This window comes from Streptomyces luomodiensis (genome assembly GCF_031679605.1).
Classification (GTDB): domain Bacteria; phylum Actinomycetota; class Actinomycetes; order Streptomycetales; family Streptomycetaceae; genus Streptomyces; species Streptomyces luomodiensis.
In genome coordinates, this window is record NZ_CP117522.1 from 9308328 (window position 1) to 9325014 (window position 16687).

The following is a 16687-nucleotide window of genomic DNA, read 5'->3' on the forward strand; positions in this document are numbered from 1 at the left end:
GCGCTCCTCTCCGGCGGACTCGCAGCCGCTCGTGGCGTAGGTGTTCCAATGTTGACCTTGAGACATGGGCGCGGGCAATTTTCTTCTGCGCTGCCCAAGGCCGCTCGTCGTGGGGCGGCCGACGAGGCCGCCGGCCTGGTGTGTGCGGGCGCTCTTCTCCGGCCGCTTCCCGCCCGGGTCCGCGCTGCGCGAGGCCGAGCTGGCCGAGCGCCGGCTGGACCGGCTGGTGGACGAGATGGCCACCGAGACCGTCGGGGCCACCGAGACCTCCGGGGCCGCCGACGCCCGCCGCTGGCCTGGTCAGCGGTCCGCCCCGAACCAGCACCCCCAGCAGCCCGGACAGCCCGCCCGCCTGGCCGTGGTCCGGGCCTGGGCCGGACGACCGTTTCAAAAAAATGCGGACGGCGATGTCGAGAATCCGTGACCGGCTCCGTCCCTGTGGTGAACGCGGCCACAATGGGTCGCACCAGCACCGAGGAGAACCACGATGGCCAAGTACTTGCTGCTCAAGCACTACCGAGGCGCCCCGGCTCCGGTCAACGGCGTGCCCATGGACCAGTGGACGCCGGAGGAGGTCTCGGCGCACATGCGGTACATGCAGGACTTCGCGGCCCGGCTCGAGAAGACCGGCGAGTTCGTCGACGGTCAGGCGCTCGCCCCCGAGGGGACGTGGGTCCAGTACGGCGGCGAGGGGCGCCCGCCGGTCACCGACGGCCCGTTCGCCGAGACCAAGGACCTCATCGCCGGCTGGATGGTGATCGACGTCGACAGCTACGAGCGCGCCATCGAGCTGGCCGGGGAGCTGTCGGCGGCCCCCGGGGCGGGCGGGAAGCCGATCCACGAGTGGCTCGAGGTGCGTCCGTTCCTGACCGCGCCGCCCACCATCACGGAGTGACCTCGGCGCGGAACGAGGTCCTGGTGAGGGGCTGACGCCGGGCGTGCTCGCCATCCTCGGCCAACGCGGGCCCGCGCCCGCGGTGGCCGGGCCGAGCCTTCCACGAGAAGGTGGCCGCACACGTCGTCGCGTACCGCGAAAAGCGGTTCGGAGCGGACTGCCGGACCCGCCTCTCCAACCGTCCCCGGGGCGGCCCGAGCCGCTCAGTGGTGCTCGGGGCGGGATGGTCCCCGTGGCGGCCCCCGTCGCCGACGTGCGGGGTGCACGCCGGCGACGAGCCGGGCGGGGGTGTCCTCCGTAGGTCAGATCTGGTTCTCGCCGCCGTCGACGTACAGGTTGGCGCCCAGGATGAAGCTGCTTTGATCGGAGGCCAGGAACGCCACGGCCGCGGCGACTTCCTCCGGGCGCCCCATCCGGCCGATCGCGGCGGTGGTGGCGAGGTGTGCCTTGACGCCGGCCGCGTTCTCCTCGCCGAAGAGGTTCGTGATGGCGGGGGTGTCGATCGGGCCGGGTGAGATCGCGTTGACCCGGATGTCGCGGTCCTTGAGGGTGTTGGCCCAGGTCCGCGCGAAGGACCGGACGGCGGCCTTGGACGCCGCGTACAGGCTGAACTCCTCCCTGCCGTGGTCGGCGGCGGTGGAGGCGTTCAGGATCACCGAGGCGCCGTCGTTGAGCAGCGGCAGCGCCTTCTGCACGGTGAACAGCGTGCCTCGCACATTGACCCCGAAGGTCTGGTCGTAGTCCTCCTCGGTGATCTGCCCCAGTGCCACCAGCGAGGCGGTCGCCGCGTTGGCGAACAACACGTCCAGCCCCTGGCCCCGGGCGCGGACCGTGTCGTACAGCCGGTCCAGATCGGCCAGGTTCGCGATGTCGCCCGCCACCGCCGTGGCCCTCGCCGAGCCGATGGTCTCCACGGCGGCGTCCAGTTCGGCCTTGCGCCGGCCGGTGATGAACACGTACGCGCCCTCGGCCGCCAGCCGTACGGCGGTGGCCAGGCCGATCCCGGTGCTGCCGCCGGTGACGACGGCGGTCTTGCCTTCAAGTTGTCCCATGGGAATGTCCTCCACAAAGTTCAGTACCGATCGGTACCGAATGAGACCGTAGCACTTCCGCACCGGTCAGTACAGAAGAGGTATGATCGAGCGCATGGAGACGCAGCGGAAGGCACCGATCGGCCGGCCGAGAGGATTCGACGCCGATGAGGCCCTCGAACAGGCCGTGCGGGTCTTCTGGGAACGGGGCTACGAAGGCGCCAGCCTCACCGACCTGACCAGCGCCATGGGCATCACCCGCACCAGCATGTACGCGGCGTTCGGCAACAAGGAGGACCTGTTCCGCAAGGCGCTGGAGCGCTACGCCGAAGGCCCCGCCTCGTACGGGGACCGGGCCCTGCGAGAGCCGACCGCCCGGCAGGTGGCCACCGCGTTCCTCAACGGCTCCGTCCGGGCCACCACCCGCCCCGGCTGTCCCACCGGGTGTCTCGGCGTCCAGGCGTCCCTCGCCGCCGGCGACGCCGGACGCACCGCCCGGGACGCCCTCGTCGCCTGGCGCAACGAGGGCACCGCCCGCCTCCGTGACCGGTTCCGGCAAGCCGTCGACGAAGGCGACCTGCCCCCGGACTCCGATCCCGGAGTGCTCGCCCGCTACGTCATGACCGTGGCGAACGGCATCGCCGTCCAAGCCGCCAGCGGCGCCACCCGCGACGACCTCCAGCAGGTCGCCGACGCGGCCCTGCGGAACTGGCCGCCCGTCTGAGGTCCTGCCTGCGGGCGTGGGCGCACCCCGTTCGCAAGGCCGCGCCGAGCGGCCGGCTGGCATGATGCCGGGCATGACGACAGCCGAGGAGCACGAGAAATACCGCCAGGCGAGCTCGTTCGGTGCCGCGGCGGACGCCTATGAGCGTGGCCGCCCGCCCTACCCGCCGGAGGCGGTGGCCTGGCTGGTGCCCGAGCACGCACGGACCGTGGTCGATCTCGGCGCAGGTACCGGCAAGCTGACCCGCGCGCTGCCGGCCCCGGGCCGGGACGTCGTCGCGGTGGAGCCCTCCGCCGGGATGCGCGAGCAGTTCTCCCGAGTCCTCCCTGATGTGCGAGTTCTGGACGGGACGGGGGAAGCGATCCCCCTACCGGACGCAAGCGTGGACGCCCTGGTCTGCGCGCAGGCCTGGCACTGGGTCGATCCGAGGCGGGCGGTCCCGGAAGCTGCCCGGGTGCTGCGCTCGGGCGGGCGGCTGGGCCTGGTGTGGAACCTGCGGGATGTGTCGGTGCCCTGGGTCGCGGAGCTGGACCGGATCCTGCGCGACTGCGCCGCAGCGCCGACGGAGGACCGGCAGGTGGGACGCCTCGGCACGCCGTTCGGTGCCATCGAACGGCAGGACTTCCGCTGGAGCCATCCGATGACGGCCGAAGAGGTCATGGACATGGTCGCCTCCCGCAGCTACGTGATCACTCTGGAGCCCGCGGCGCGGGCGGAACTGCTGGGACGGGTCCATGCGCTGCTGGACGCGACGCGTCCGCGGGACATGCCGTATGTGACGGAGTGTTATCGAGCTGAGCTCGGATCGCGTTGACCGGCACACCACCCGGGTCGCCGAAGCGGACCTGACGACGGACGAGGCCGGGCACCCAAGCGGTGCCCGGCCTGCGGGTGCCCGGCCTCACTCCTCGGTCGGACCGAGGTCCGGGGCCGCCCGCAGCGAGACGGTGCGGGCGCGGTGGGCCGCATGCAGTTCCAGGACGACGATCTCGTTCCGGCCGGTACGCAGCACGGGGGCGGGAACGTAGAGGGAGCGCTGCGGGCCGCGCGACCAGTAGCGGCCGAGGGCGAAACCGTTGATCCACGCGTTGCCCTTCGTCCAGCCCGGCAGGTGGAGGAAGGTGTCGGCGGTATCCGACAGCTCGAAGGTGCCGCGATGCAGTGTCGGCCCGACGGGCGTGACCGTCGTCGGGGTGAAGGGCACGCCCTCGAGGCTGTCGAGCGGCAGGGCGCGGCTGCTCCAGCCGAGCAGCTCGGCACCGTCGAGCAGGACCTTGCCCGGCAGACCCTTGCGGTCGTGGATGCCCGGTCCGTAGTTCACCCGGCCTTGGTTCTCCACCAGCAGGGTGAGCACGCAGCCCGCGCGCGGGACGGTGAAGGCGAGGGTGTGCTCGTGGTTCTCCCGCTCCAGCACACCCACCGGCTGCCCGTCGAGGAAGACCTGGGCACGGTCGCGTACCCGCTCCACCTCCAGCAGCGCGGGGCCGGCGTCGGGCAGCACGGTTTCGTACTGCACGAAGCCGAAGTCCTGGCCCAGCTCCTCCATCGTCAGGGGCCGCTCGGCGGGGGTGGCCGCGCCGAACCCCGGAGCGCAGGAGAGCAGGCCGGCGCTCTCGGGCAACTCCACGCCCTCCAGGGAGAGTTTGGGCCCGTGCGGCGGCACCGGAGCCGCCGGCACCCCGGTGTGCTTGGCGATGACATCGCGGAACGCGGTGTACTTCTCGGTGGGGTCCCCGGCCTCGTCCAGCGGTGCGTCGTAGTCGTAGGAGGTGACGGTCGGCCGGTAGGTGTGCTTGTCGTTGGCGCCGCTTGTGAAGCCGAAGTTGGTGCCGCCATGGAACATGTAGAGGTTGACGGAGGCCCCCGAGGCGAGCAGCTCGTCGAGTTCGCGGGCGGCCTGATCCGCGGGGCGGACCACATGGTGACCGCCCCAGCGGTCGAACCAGCCGATCCAGAACTCCGTGGTCATCAAGGGGGCGTCCGGCTGCCGGCCGCGCACGTCCGCCAGGTGCTCCGCGGAGCGGCTGCCGAAGTTGACGGTGGCGAGGGTGCCCGGCAGCGCGCCACGCTCCATGTCCGCCGGCTGGTCGCAGGTGAACAGGGGGACATCCACCCCGCAGCGGCGCAGCGTTTCGGCGAGGTGTGCCAGATAGGCGGTGTCGTCGCCGTAGGCGCCGTACTCGTTCTCCACCTGCACCGCGAGGACCGGGCCGCCCCGGTCGGCGAGTCGGGAACGCAGGGGGGTGAAGAGCTGTGCCAGGTAGTCGTCCACCGCGGCCAGGAACCTGGGGTCGCGGGAGCGCAGCCGGATGTCGGGTTCGGTGAGCAGCCATGAAGGAAGCCCGCCTCCCTCCCATTCGGCACAGATGTAAGGACCTGGCCGAAGGAGCACATGGAGACCTTCCGCCGCGGCGAGGTCGAGGAAGCGCGGCAGATCGAGCGCGCCGTCCATGCGGAAGGTGTCCGGTCGTGGCTGGTGGAGGTTCCACGGGACGTATGTCTCGATGGTGTTCAGGCCCATCAGGCGTGCCTTGCTCAGCCGGTCGGCCCACTGCGCGGGATGGACGCGGAAGTAGTGCAGCCCGCCCGACAGTATCCGGAAGGGCTCTCCGTCGAGCAGAAAGCCGGAAGCGTCTCGGTGAAGTACGGGCATGGCTGGCTGGCTCCTAGGTGGCTGCTGGGGGAGGGTTGCGGTCAGTGCGCCGCCCACTCGTGATGTTTGCGTAAACATGAGTGGTCGTGCAAGCCCCACCATCGCCTGGCGAACTGGCCGGGAGTGCCGGGCAACGCCGTACGTCATGCCCCTGGTCGCCCGGCGCCGGCGGCACCGCCGCCCGGCGCGCCCGGCGCCGTCACCCCTGGTCCGGCGGCGGGGCGGTGCTCTCCCGGACGACGAGCCGGGTGGGTACGAGCACCGTGCCGCGCTCCGGCCCGTTCTGCCGCACTTGGTGCAGAACACCTTCCACACAGCGGCGGCCCACCTCGGCGAAGTCCTGGTGGACCGTGGTCAGTGGGGGCAGGAACGAGCCGGCCTCGGGGATGTCGTCGAACCCGACGACGGACACCTCCTCGGGAACCTTGCGGCCACGCTCGTGCAGGGCCCGCAGGAGGCCGAGTGCCATCTGGTCGTTGGCCGCGAACACCGCGGTGCAGTCGGGCTGCTCCGCCAGGTGGAGTCCCGCGCGGTAGCCCGACTCCGCCGACCAGTCGCCGCGTACCAGCGGTGGTGCCACGCGCCCCGCGTCCTCCAGCGCCGTGCGCCAGGCGCCCGTTCGCCGCTGGGCCGCGTACGACTCCTCGGGCCCCGCGAGGTGCCAGACCGTGCGGTGCCCGAGGTCCAGCAGGTGGCGCACGGCGTCCCGGGTCCCGCCCGCCTGGTCCGTGTCGACGACCGTGAACCGGTCGCCGGCGTCCGAGTCCGCGACCACCACCTTCACCTGCGGCGGCAGCGACAGCCGGGCGGCGTCGAGGAGGTGGACCTCCATGATGACGATGACCGCGTCCACCGCCAGCTCGCCCAACCGGGAGAAGGCGCCGCGCACCTCGTCCTGAGTGGGCACCGCGACCGGCAGGAGCGTGACCGCGTACCCCTCGTGCGCGGCCGAGGTGGCGATGGCCTCCAGCGTGCGCACATTGCCCGTCGTCGAGAGGGTGAAGGTGATGACGCCGATCGTGCGGAACTCCCCGCGCTTGAGCGCGCGCGCCGCGCTGTTGGGCCGGTAGCCCAGCTCCTTCATGGCCGCGAGCACCTGTTGACGCGTGCCCTCGGTCACGCCGGCGAAGCCGTTGGAGACCCGGGAGACGGTCTGTGAGGAGACGCCCGCGAGTTGGGCGACGTCCGCCATCGACACGGTCCGCCGGCGGCGTGGGGTGCGGTCCGCGGGCGGTGGCGTGCCTGGTGCCGAGGTGCTCTGGCCTGTTCCGTCCACCGGTTCCTCTTCCGCGTTGCGTGAGCGACCCTTGACCGCCCTCCTGGACGCAGTGTAGACATGCCGCCATCAGATGTTAACGCAAACATTACCCCTGTCCGGCTCCACCGGTGATCTGCTCGAGCGGCCTGATGTTTGCGTAAACCCCCGGTTGGCGAGGCACGAGCGAGGGACGCGAGATGACGACGCTACAACCGCCGGCGGCCGTGGGGCACCAGTCGGCCGGGCCACCGGCGCGACGGTCGCGCCGGTCGTGGACGGGATGGGGGTTCATCGGCCCGTTCGTGCTCGTGTTCGCGCTGGTCTTCCTGGCGCCGCTGGCGTATTCGATCTACCTGAGCCTGTTCCGGACCCGGCTCATCGGCGGCACGTCCTTCGTCGGCCTGGACAACTACCAGCAAGCTCTCCAGGACGGCCAGTTCTGGGACGGTGTGCTGCGCGTCGGCCTGTTCCTGCTGATCCAGGTGCCGATCATGCTGGGCCTCGCCCTGCTGGTGGCGCTCGCGATCGACAGCGGCCGCCTGTACGGCAAGGACTTCTTCCGGATCTCCGTCTTCCTGCCGTACGCGGTACCCGCCGTCGTCGCGGCCCTGATGTGGGGCTTCATGTACGGCCCGCGCTTCGGACTGGTCGGCGACATCAACGACGCCTTCGGCGTGCGACTGCCCGACCCGCTCTCCTCCGACCTGATCCTGGCGTCCATCGGCAACATCGTCACCTGGGAATTCGTCGGGTACAACATGCTGATCTTCTACTCCGCGCTGCGGGTCGTGCCGCACTCGCTCTACGAGGCCGCCGAGATCGACGGTGCCGGACAGTGGCGGGTCATCGCGGCGATCAAGCTCCCGGCGATCCGCGGCGCCCTCGTCATCGCCACGATCTTCTCCATCATCGGCAGCTTCCAGCTCTTCAACGAGCCCGCCATCCTGCAAAAACTCGCGCCGAACGCGATCACCACCGACTACACCCCCAACTACTACACCTACTCGCTGTCCTTCTCGGGCCAGCAGCACAACTACTCCGCGACGGTCGCCATCGTCATGGGCGTGATCACCATGGTCGTCGCCTATGTCGTCCAGCTGCGCGGCATGCGCAAGGGAGCGTGAGCGCGATGACGACGAGCAGCGCCACCGACGCACCGCGGCCCACGACCGCACCGAGGCCGATCGCACGCCCGCGGCCGCGCGCACCGCGCCGCCCGCACACCCCGGGCCGCCCCCGGCGCAGCGTCCTGCTGACCGTGCTCACCGGCGTGGTCCTGCTCTACAGCCTCGTACCGCTGCTCTGGCTGGTGATCAGCGCCACCAAGACCCAACAGGGCCTCGCCCGGTCGTTCGGCCTGTGGTTCGACGGGGATTTCGCCCTCTGGGACAACATCACCGAGACCTTCACCTACCAGGACGGCGTCTTCGGCCGCTGGCTGCTCAACACCCTCCTGTACGTGGTGGTCGGCGCGGGCGGTGCCACCTTGCTCGCCGTCCTGGGCGGCTACGCGCTCGCCAAGTTCGACTTCCCCGGCAAGCGCGCCGTGTTCGCCGTCGTCATCGGGGCCGTCGCGGTACCCACGACGGCGCTCGCCGTCCCGACGTTCCTGATGTTCAGCAAGCTCGGCCTGACCGACACCCCCTGGGCCATCATCGTCCCCTCCCTCATCTCACCGTTCGGCCTGTACCTGATGTGGGTCTTCGCCACCGAGGCGATCCCCGCCGAGCTGATGGAGGCCGCCCGGATCGACGGCGCGAGCGAGCTGCGGACCTTCTTCCAGGTCGCGCTGCCACTCCTCGCACCGGGGACCGTCACCGTGCTGCTCTTCACCACGGTCGCGACATGGAACAACTACTTCCTGCCGCTGATCATGCTCAAGGACCCCGACTGGTACCCGCTGACCCTCGGGCTCGACGCCTGGAACAAACAGGCGGCCACGGCCGGCGGTGAAGCCGTCTTCAACCTCGTCGTCACCGGCTCGCTGCTCACCATCGTGCCGCTGATCGCCGCGTTTCTCCTGCTCCAGAAGTACTGGCAGTCCGGGCTCGCCGCCGGGAGCGTCAAGGAGTAGCCGCCGCGCTGCCCCGCTCCTGGCCCGCACATCCCTGTCGAACCGAATGAAGTGGAAGTACCGCCATGTCCAAGTACTCCCGCCGCCTCCTGCGCGGCCTTGGTCTCGTCTGTGTTCTGGCGCTCGGGGCGACGGCCTGCGGCTCCGACGGCGACAGCTCCGATCAGAAGCGGGTGGACGCCGCTGACATCCGGGCCGCGCTGAAGGAGGGCGGCACCGTGACCGTGTGGGCGTGGGAGCCCACCCTCAAGCAGGTCGCCGCCGACTTCGAGAAGAAGTACCCGAAGGTCGACATCAAGCTGGTCAACGCGGGCACCAACAACGACCAGTACAAGGCCCTCCAGAACGCCATTTCGGCGAAGAAGGGCGTCCCCGACGTCGCACAGATCGAGTACTACGCGCTCGGCCAGTACGCCCTGACGAAGTCCGTCACCGATCTCACGGCGTACGGCGCGGACAAACTGGCCGGCTCCTACTCGCCGGGCCCGTGGCACGCGGTGCGGTCCGGCGACGGCGTCTACGGCCTGCCCATGGACTCCGGGCCGATGGCGCTGTTCTACAACAAGAAGGTCTTCGACAGGTACGAGATCGCCGTGCCGACGACCTGGGACGAGTACGTCGAGGCCGCCCGCAAGCTGCACAAGGCGAACCCGAAGGCGTACATCACCAGCGACGTCGGTGACGCCGGTCTGACCACCAGCCTGCTGTGGCAGGCCGGTTCGCGTCCGTACAAGGTCGACGGCACCACGGTGGGTATCGACTTCACTGACGCGGGCGCCAAGAAGTACGCCGAGACATGGCAGAAGCTGATCGACGAGAAACTCGTCTCGCCCGTCGTGGGCTGGAGCGACGACTGGTACAAGGGGCTGGGCGACGGCAGCATCGCCACCTTGCCCATCGGCGCGTGGATGCCCGCCAACTTCGCGTCCGGTGTGAAGAACGCGGCCGGTGACTGGCGGGTGGCCCCGCTCCCGCAGTGGACGAAGGGGCAGAGCGTGAGTGCGGAGAACGGCGGCAGCTCACTGGCGCTGCCCGCGCTCGGCAAGAACAAGGAACTCGCGTACGCCTTCGTGGAGTACGCCAACTCCGGTGCGGGCGTGCGGACCCGCGTCGAGAACGGCGCGTTCCCGGCGACCACGAAGGACCTGAACGCAGCGTCGTTCCAGGACACCGCGTTCCCGTACTTCGGCGGCCAGAAGGCCAACAAGATCTTCGCCGAGTCCGCGAAGAACGTGCCCGCCGACTGGACGTACCTGCCGTACCAGGTGTACGCCAACTCGATCTTCAACGACACCGTCGGCAAGGCCTATGTCTCCGACAAGAAGCTGGCGGACGGCCTGGACGCATGGCGTGAGGCGTCCGCCAAGTACGGCTCGGAGCAGGGCTTCACCGTCGAGAAGTAATACATGGAGCCGCGGCACGTCCGGTTGCGTCACCGGCCGAGGCTCGCGCCCTCGACTTGCTAACCGGAGGATCCTCCACTTAGTCTCGAGTCAATTGGGTGCGCCTCCGGTTCGCTGCGGGTCAGCCCGACGACCTGTGCGCGTACCGTGAAAGGAAGCTGGTCATGTCAGGTATCGAGGGCAAGGTCGTCGCGATCACGGGCGCCAGCAGTGGTATCGGCGAGGCGACGGCGATCCACCTCGCCGAACACGGGGCCCACCTGGTGCTCGGAGCCCGGCGGGAGGACCGGCTGAACGCGGTGGTGGACCGGATCACGGCGAAGGGAGGTTCGGCCGTCGGGGTCGTCGTCGACGTGACGCGCCGCGAGGACCTGGGGCGCCTGACGGACGCGGCGGTCGGCCGCTTCGGCCGGCTCGATGTCCTGGTCTCCAATGCCGGCACCATGGCGATCTCGCCGTTCGACGAGTTGCGCCAGGACGACTGGGACGCCATGGTCGCCACCCACATCACCGGCCTGCTGAACGGCATCGGGGCGGCACTGCCCATCTTCCGGCGGCAGCGCTCCGGCCAGTTCGTCAACGTCGCCTCCACCGCGGCCTACGTGGTGAAGTCTCCGCAGGCTGTCTACGCGGCCACCAAGACGGCGGTGAAGGTGCTGACCGAGGGCCTGCGGCAGGAGTCGGGGCCCGACCTGCGGGTCACCCTGGTTTCACCGGGGTTCACCAACACGGAGGGCGTGGGCAAGGGAGCGAGTCCCGAAGCGGCGGCGGCCGCGGTCCGGCAGCGCGACGAGATCGCCATGCCGCCCTCCGCCGTCGCCTCCGCCATCGGGTACGCGATCGAGCAGCCCGACGGCGTCGACATCAGCGAAATCGTCGTCCGGCCCACCGTGCAAGCCTGACGGCGACGCGGCCGGGAAGACCGTCGCCGTCCGCACGGCCGCTGCCGGCCTCGTGCCCGAGCACCCCGGGCCGGGAGCCGCCGGTCGGCCTGGAGGCCGGCGGCGTCCTCGATTCCCGCTCGCGGACGCCGCCGGCCGGCTTTCACACGACGATGACCCGGCGCCCGCGCGTATGACCGGCGTGGCTGTCGATGTGCGCCGCCGCGGCCTCGGCGAGGGTGTACGACTTCTCGACCGGGATGTGGAGCCTGCCCCGTGAGATGAGGTCGACGGCCTCGGCGAGCGCGTCCGGCACGCTCCCGGCGACGCCGGAGAATCGGACACCGAATTCCGGCGCGTCGAGATCGGCGATGGAGATCACCTTCTGCGGATCCCCGGTCAGCTCGACGAGCTCGCGGATCACGCCCGAGCCGGCCAGATCGAGTGCCGCGTCGACCTGGCCGAGCTGCCGCACCCGCTCGACCCAGCCCTCACCGTACGTCGTGGCGAGGGCACCCAGGCCGCGCAGATAGTCCTGGTTCGCGGCCCCGGCCGTGCCGATCACCGTGATGCCGCGGTCGCGGGCGATCTGCAGCACCGCCGATCCGACTCCGCCGGACGCGCCGCTGACCAGCAGCGTCTGCCCGGACCGCACACCGACCTCGCGGATGATGCGCAGCGCGGTCTCCACCACGGAGGGGTACCCGGCCGCCTCTTCGAAGGTCAGGCCCTCGGGCATCCGGGCCCAGGCCGACAGCACGGCGAACTCGGCATAGGTGCTCGAGCCTTCGCCGAACACCTGGTCGCCGACCTCGACCCCTTCGACGCCCGCGCCGACCTCGTCCACCACCCCGGCGGCGTCCAGCCCGACTCCGGAGGGCAACTTGGTCGGATGGGCGCCGAGGATCTGGCCTTCCCGGATCCTCCAGTCGACGGGGTTCACGCCCGCCGCCCGCACAGCGATGCGTATCTGGCCGGGGCCCGCGTGGGGCTCCTCGGCGTCTATGAGTCGCAGCACGTCCGGACCGCCGAATTCGGCGAAGCTCACTTTCTTCATGCTGCCGACCGTAGCACTAACCGTTAGTGTTTAAAAACAGGTAGGGTTTAAGAACTGATACGCCTTTGTATCTGATAGCATCAGGGAATGACCGTGCCGCCCGGACGCCGTGAGCGTAAGAAGGCCGCGACCCGTCAGAAGATCGCCGATACCGCCCTACGGCTCTTCCTGGAACGCGGGTACGACGCGGTGGGCATCCGTGACGTGGCCGCTGAGGCCGACGTGGCCGTCACCACGCTCTTCTCCCACTTCGCCTCGAAAGAGGCCCTGGTGTTCGAGCAGGACCAAGACTTCGAGCAACGCCTGACGCAGGCGGTCACCGGCCGGGCGCCGCACGAACCGCTCATGCCCGCGCTGCGGCGCGAGATCCAGGCCCTGGTGCGGCACTGCACGGCGGACAGCGCCGCCCCGATCTGGCGCATGGTCGACGCGTCACCCGCCCTGCGGGAGTACGAGGAGTCGATGCGGCTGCGCCACGCGGACTCGCTGGCAACGGCCATCGCCGCTGATCCCGACCTGGCGCAGACCACAACGGCCTGCCGGACGATCGCGAGGTTCGTGATCGACGCCTATTCGCTGGCCCGGGAGGCGGCCGATCCCGAGGCCGCGGTGGACGAGATCTTCAAGATGATCGAGGCGGCCTGGGAGGTCGCCTGCCGCTCCGGGAACTCCACCGGAACGGCCGGAGCGTAGTCAGCGCTCGACCCCGCCCGGCCCCGTTTCGCCGACGATCCGTACCGTGCGGCGGAGATGCCCACGGATCGCGCGGGAGAATACGCGCGATCCGTCAGGACGGCCGCCGGCCGGGCCCGAGGTCTACCCGTGGCACGGCTCGAGCGCTGGCGCGTCAGGTGAAGAGCGACATGTAGGACGAGGCGAGGCCGGAGGCCAGCCAGAACGATCCGAGCGCGATACCGATGATGATCAGTACGGCCAGCGCTCTGTCTATCTTCTCCGCCAGTGGGGACGGCGGCCGGGGATCCAGGTCGTAATTCATCCGTCCAACGTAAGACAACACGGAGGTGTGCGGGGTGGCTTGGGCAAGTTTTACGTGGCTGCGGCCGTGGACGCGCCGTGCAAGGCGGACGCGGCGTTACGGATGATCGGCTCACCGTGTCCGAACACCGCCGTGTCGACGTCGAGCTCGGCCAGTCGGCGCAACGACTCCATGGCCCGGACGCGGTCGGTGTTGAAGACGCCCAGCATGGCCCGACCGACGTTGGCGACCGCGTCGCCGGTGAACACAACCCGTGGACCGGGCAGGTGGAGCGCGATCGACCCGTCCGTATGGCCGGGCACCGCGACCACCACCGCCCCGCCGCCGAACGCCAGCACATCGCCGTCCTCGACCTCGTGGTCCACTCGGCACGGCGGAGCCGGCGGCAGCGGTGGAAGCGCCGCTTTGATCGGTACCTCGAACTGCTCCAGTACCGGTGGCGCCCCGACCGCCTCCCCTCGGATCACCGGAGCCTCCAGCCGATGCGCGACCACCTCGGCTCCGTGCCGGTCGGCCAGTTCGGCTGCCGAGCCGGTGTGGTCCTCGTGCCAGTGCGTCAGCACGATGCGCCGCAGCACACCGTCCAGTGCTCCTTCGATCTCCGCCGCGCGGTCAGCCGTCCCGGTGTCGATGAGGGTCAACTCGTCGCCGTCCTGCCACAGATAGGCCGCCCCCACGGGGAAGCGCAGCATGCGCAGTGCCGGTAGTACCTCGATGATCTCCATACGACACAGCGTGCCCGGCCGGCCCGGCGGTCGTGCGGCTCTTAGCTGAGGGCCGATCAGGCGCGCTCACACCGGCCGCCCTGGCGGCAGCGTCACGGCCGGGGCTTGGTCGCGAACACCCACCGGTTGCCCTCCAGCGCGTCGTTCTGCTCGGGCAGTGGGCCGCATCCGTGCCGGCGGGTGAAGTCGAAGGGGGTGTGGACCGATGTGGACCAGCCCTTGCCCGCCAGATCACCTGCGGAGTCGGGCCGCTGCTCGCCACTGAACAGGTCGAGCAGGTCGATGCCGATCTGGCGTTTCGTCGAGATGTAGAGCGGGCTGTCGCGGTAGTCCAGCAGGTCCTTTTCCAGCTTGGCCTCGAACGCCAGAGCGCTGCCTCCCGCGCTCAATCCGTCCACCGTGTCGATGAGGTACTTCTCGGCGGCGTTCGGCAGATAGAACAGCAGCCCCTCGGCCAGCCAGACGCTCGGCGCGGTCGCGTCGAAGCCGGCGTCGGTCAGCGCGCCGACCCAGTCGGCGCGCAGATCGATCGGGATCGGCACGCGCGCTGCCTTCGGGGTGGCCGACAGCCCGCCGAGCACCTTGTGCTTGAACGCCAGCACGCCTTCGCGGTCGATCTCGAAGATCACGCACCCGGAAGGCCAGTCGAGGCGGAACGCCCGCGCGTCCAACCCGGCCCCGAGCAGGACCACTTGGCGGGCGCCCTGCGGGTGCACCGACCGGAGGAGAAAGTCGTCGAGGACCCTCGTCCGCAGACCGAAGTAGCGTGCGAATCGCCCCCACAGCGGGTTCGCGTCTCCGTCCGCGGCCTGTTCTATGCGGACCGGCCAGCCCGCGGACGCCGGTGCGGCGCGCACGAAGTGCTCCGCGTAGACGTCCCGTGCCAGGCTGTCGTGGCGGTGGGTCTCGATCGCCCGTGCCGCGGCGACCATGAGGGCGGTCAGACCGACACCCCCTTCCACACCCTCCACACCGGCGTTGCGATGTGCCGTGCCGACCATGTGTCCTCCCTTGAGGCGAGCAGAGACGTAAAGATCACGGAACCAGGACGGGTTTGACCACGCGGCCCGCCTCGCAGTCGCGTTCGGCCTTGTTGATGTCGGCGAGCGGGTACGTACGGATCAGCTGGTCGAAGGAAAACCGTCCGGCCTGCCACAGTCCGATCAGCCGTGGAATCAGCAGCCCCGGCACCGCGTCCCCCTCGCAGATGTGGGAGATCCTGCGGCCCCGGTCCAGTGTCCCCGGTTCGAGCGGCAGCGCGGTGTGGAGCCGTGCCACCAGGCCGAGGTGGCCGGTGGGGCGCAGGGCCGACAGCGCGTTGTTGATCAGCTGGGCGGAGCCGGTGGTGTCCAGTGCGTACTGCGTGCCGCCGTCGGTCAGCCCCCGGATGCGGTCGGGCAGGCCGGCCGATGCGGCGTGCAGCGGGACCGCGCCGAGCCGCTCGGCGAGGGCCAGCCGTTCGGGTTGCCGGTCGACGGCCACGGCCACCGCCCCGGCGGCGGTGGCCGCCATCACCGCGGCCAGGCCCACCGCTCCCGCGCCGAAGACCGCGATGCTGTCGCCGGGGCCGACGCCGAAGGAGTTGAGGACCGCTCCGGCACCGGTGAGGAAGCCGCAGCCGAGCGGTCCGAGGAGTGCGATGGGCAGCGAGGGATCGACCCGGACCGCGTTGCGGGCCGGGACCAGCGCGTACTCGGCGAACGAGGACTGGCCGAACCAGCGGGGGGCCAAGGCGCCCCCGGCCGCGTCGGTGAACCGCGCCGCGTTCTCCTTGCGCCCTCCGAAGAGGTTGAGCGAGGCGAAGGAGTCACAGTAGGCGGGGGCCGCGCCCAGGCAGTTCCGGCAGTGTCCGCAGGAGTCGAAGCTCAGCACGACATGGTCGCCGACGCTCAGGCCGGTGTCCGGGCCGCCCGTCTCCACCACGACCCCGGAGCCCTCGTGGCCGAGCACCGCCGGCAGCGGTGAGCGGCCCGCCGAACGCCGTACCGCGAGATCGGTCCGGCACATCCCGCAGCCCGCGATCCGGACCAGGACCTCGCCGTCGGCCGGGCCCGCGTGCAACATCACCTCCTCGACGGTGAATCGGCTCTCGTACGAGCGCAGTACCGCCGCACCGAACCTCATCGGCCCGCCTCATCCGGACGGTGCACGACGAACGGCCTGAGGTTGCCGTAAAGCCCCCACGGCCCGCCCGCGACGCCGACGCCGCTGTCCTTGATGCCCGCGAAGGGCTGGGCGAGGGAGAGTTCGGCGTGGTGGTTGATCCACGCCGTCCCGCACTCCAGCCGGTCGGCCACCGCCTCGGCCCGGTCGAGGTCGGTTCGCCATACCGAGCCGCCCAGCCCGAAGCCGGTGCCGTTGGTCCGCTCGACCGCTTCGTCGAGACTCCCGTACGGCAGCACCGGAAGGACCGGACCGAACTGCTCCGCCACCACCACCGGGCTGTCGGGCGGGACATCGGCCAGGATCGTCGGGGCGAAGAAGTAGCCCGGCCGGTCCAGCCGGTGGCCACCGGCCACGGCCCTGGCACCGTCCGCCAGGGCCTGGGCCGTACAGCGCTCGACCCGGGCCAGGTGCGGGGCGTTGTTGACCGGCCCCAGCTCCGAGCCCGCCTCGAGCCCGGGGCCGACGACGACGGACTTCGCACGCCGCGCCAGGGCCTCGACCACCTCGGAGTGGAGCCGGGCCGGGGCGTAGACGCGCTTGACCGCCATGCAGACCTGCCCGCAGTTGCGGAACGCCGCCCAGAACAGCCGGTCCGCGATCCGCTCCACGTCGGCGTCGGCTGCCGCGAGCAACGCCATGGTGCGGGCGACGGGGTCGGCCCGCCAGCCGAGCCAGGCCGCGTGGGCCCGGTCGACGACGGCGTCCAACTCGTCCGGCTGCTGGTCGGGAGCCTCGTCGAAGGCCTCGCCCGTCGCCGGATCGAGGACGGCGAAGCGTTTGCCGCGGGCCCTGGGCGGGTGATGTGACCGACCTGTCGGCATGC

At 70.5% G+C, this 16687-nt stretch carries 18 protein-coding genes; 9 read left to right on the plus strand and 9 right to left on the minus strand.

The genetic code is table 11. The features are described from left to right. The first annotated feature begins 109 nt into the window (after positions 1–109). A complete protein-coding gene (locus PS467_RS39190) occupies positions 110–424 on the plus strand; it encodes a hypothetical protein (RefSeq protein WP_311039282.1) in 315 nt (104 codons plus the stop codon). A gap of 63 nt (positions 425–487) precedes the next feature. After that, positions 488–895: a YciI family protein gene (locus tag PS467_RS39195; RefSeq protein WP_311039283.1), complete on the plus strand. Its 408-nt coding sequence runs from the start codon at positions 488–490 to the stop codon at positions 893–895. A gap of 302 nt (positions 896–1197) precedes the next feature. Here the strand turns inward: PS467_RS39195 and PS467_RS39200 are convergent, their stop codons facing one another. Beyond that, a complete protein-coding gene (locus tag PS467_RS39200; protein ID WP_311039284.1) occupies positions 1198–1947 on the minus strand; it encodes an SDR family NAD(P)-dependent oxidoreductase in 750 nt (249 codons plus the stop codon). Positions 1948–2041: 94 nt separating this feature from the next. On the opposite strand from PS467_RS39200, the gene PS467_RS39205 reads away from it, so the two are divergent. Next, positions 2042–2650, plus strand: coding sequence for a TetR/AcrR family transcriptional regulator (locus PS467_RS39205; RefSeq protein WP_268976443.1), 609 nt, complete (start codon positions 2042–2044; stop codon positions 2648–2650). Between the two features lie 73 nt (positions 2651–2723). Next, entirely contained in the window at positions 2724–3464 is a 741-nt protein-coding gene (locus PS467_RS39210; RefSeq protein WP_311039285.1) for a class I SAM-dependent methyltransferase, read from the plus strand. A gap of 87 nt (positions 3465–3551) precedes the next feature. Here the strand turns inward: PS467_RS39210 and PS467_RS39215 are convergent, their stop codons facing one another. Both PS467_RS39215 and PS467_RS39220 read right to left on the minus strand, forming a co-directional pair. After that, positions 3552–5303, minus strand: a complete 1752-nt coding sequence (locus tag PS467_RS39215) for a glycoside hydrolase family 35 protein (protein ID WP_311039286.1) — start codon at positions 5301–5303, stop codon at positions 3552–3554. Positions 5304–5502: 199 nt separating this feature from the next. Next, on the minus strand, positions 5503–6495 hold the full coding sequence (locus PS467_RS39220) for a LacI family DNA-binding transcriptional regulator (RefSeq protein ID WP_311039287.1): 993 nt from the start codon (positions 6493–6495) through the stop codon (positions 5503–5505). A 263-nt stretch (positions 6496–6758) separates the two neighbouring features. On the opposite strand from PS467_RS39220, the gene PS467_RS39225 reads away from it, so the two are divergent. From PS467_RS39225 to PS467_RS39240, 4 genes are all read left to right on the plus strand, one after another. Then, a complete protein-coding gene (locus PS467_RS39225) occupies positions 6759–7685 on the plus strand; it encodes a carbohydrate ABC transporter permease (RefSeq protein ID WP_311039288.1) in 927 nt (308 codons plus the stop codon). Between the two features lie 5 nt (positions 7686–7690). Continuing rightward, complete coding sequence (locus PS467_RS39230; protein WP_311039289.1) at positions 7691–8635, plus strand: carbohydrate ABC transporter permease; 945 nt, start codon at positions 7691–7693, stop codon at positions 8633–8635. Between the two features lie 65 nt (positions 8636–8700). Then, entirely contained in the window at positions 8701–10038 is a 1338-nt protein-coding gene (locus PS467_RS39235; protein ID WP_311039290.1) for an ABC transporter substrate-binding protein, read from the plus strand. Between the two features lie 164 nt (positions 10039–10202). After that, a complete protein-coding gene (locus tag PS467_RS39240) occupies positions 10203–10940 on the plus strand; it encodes an SDR family oxidoreductase (RefSeq protein ID WP_311039291.1) in 738 nt (245 codons plus the stop codon). A gap of 142 nt (positions 10941–11082) precedes the next feature. Here PS467_RS39240 and PS467_RS39245 read toward each other — a convergent pair whose 3' ends face one another. Beyond that, on the minus strand, positions 11083–11976 hold the full coding sequence (locus tag PS467_RS39245) for an NADP-dependent oxidoreductase (protein WP_311039292.1): 894 nt from the start codon (positions 11974–11976) through the stop codon (positions 11083–11085). 87 nt (positions 11977–12063) lie between these two features. On the opposite strand from PS467_RS39245, the gene PS467_RS39250 reads away from it, so the two are divergent. Next, positions 12064–12669 carry a TetR/AcrR family transcriptional regulator gene (locus PS467_RS39250; protein ID WP_311039293.1) on the plus strand — a complete coding sequence of 202 codons (606 nt, stop codon included), beginning with the start codon at positions 12064–12066 and terminating at the stop codon, positions 12667–12669. Positions 12670–12823: 154 nt separating this feature from the next. On the opposite strand, the gene PS467_RS39255 is transcribed toward PS467_RS39250, so the two are convergent. The 5 genes from PS467_RS39255 to PS467_RS39275 form a co-directional block, all read right to left on the minus strand. Next, complete coding sequence (locus tag PS467_RS39255; RefSeq protein WP_268976454.1) at positions 12824–12973, minus strand: hypothetical protein; 150 nt, start codon at positions 12971–12973, stop codon at positions 12824–12826. A gap of 50 nt (positions 12974–13023) precedes the next feature. Then, the gene (locus PS467_RS39260) at positions 13024–13698 is read right to left on the minus strand and encodes an MBL fold metallo-hydrolase (RefSeq protein WP_311039294.1); all 675 of its coding nucleotides are present in this window, start codon (positions 13696–13698) and stop codon (positions 13024–13026) included. Between the two features lie 92 nt (positions 13699–13790). After that, positions 13791–14699, minus strand: coding sequence for a class I SAM-dependent methyltransferase (locus PS467_RS39265; protein WP_311039295.1), 909 nt, complete (start codon positions 14697–14699; stop codon positions 13791–13793). Positions 14700–14733: 34 nt separating this feature from the next. Next, positions 14734–15822 carry an NAD(P)-dependent alcohol dehydrogenase gene (locus PS467_RS39270; RefSeq protein ID WP_311039296.1) on the minus strand — a complete coding sequence of 363 codons (1089 nt, stop codon included), beginning with the start codon at positions 15820–15822 and terminating at the stop codon, positions 14734–14736. After that, entirely contained in the window at positions 15819–16685 is an 867-nt protein-coding gene (locus PS467_RS39275) for an aldehyde dehydrogenase family protein (RefSeq protein ID WP_311039297.1), read from the minus strand. Before PS467_RS39275 ends, PS467_RS39270 begins: the two co-directional genes overlap by 4 nt. Between the last annotated feature and the right edge of the window lie 2 nt (positions 16686–16687).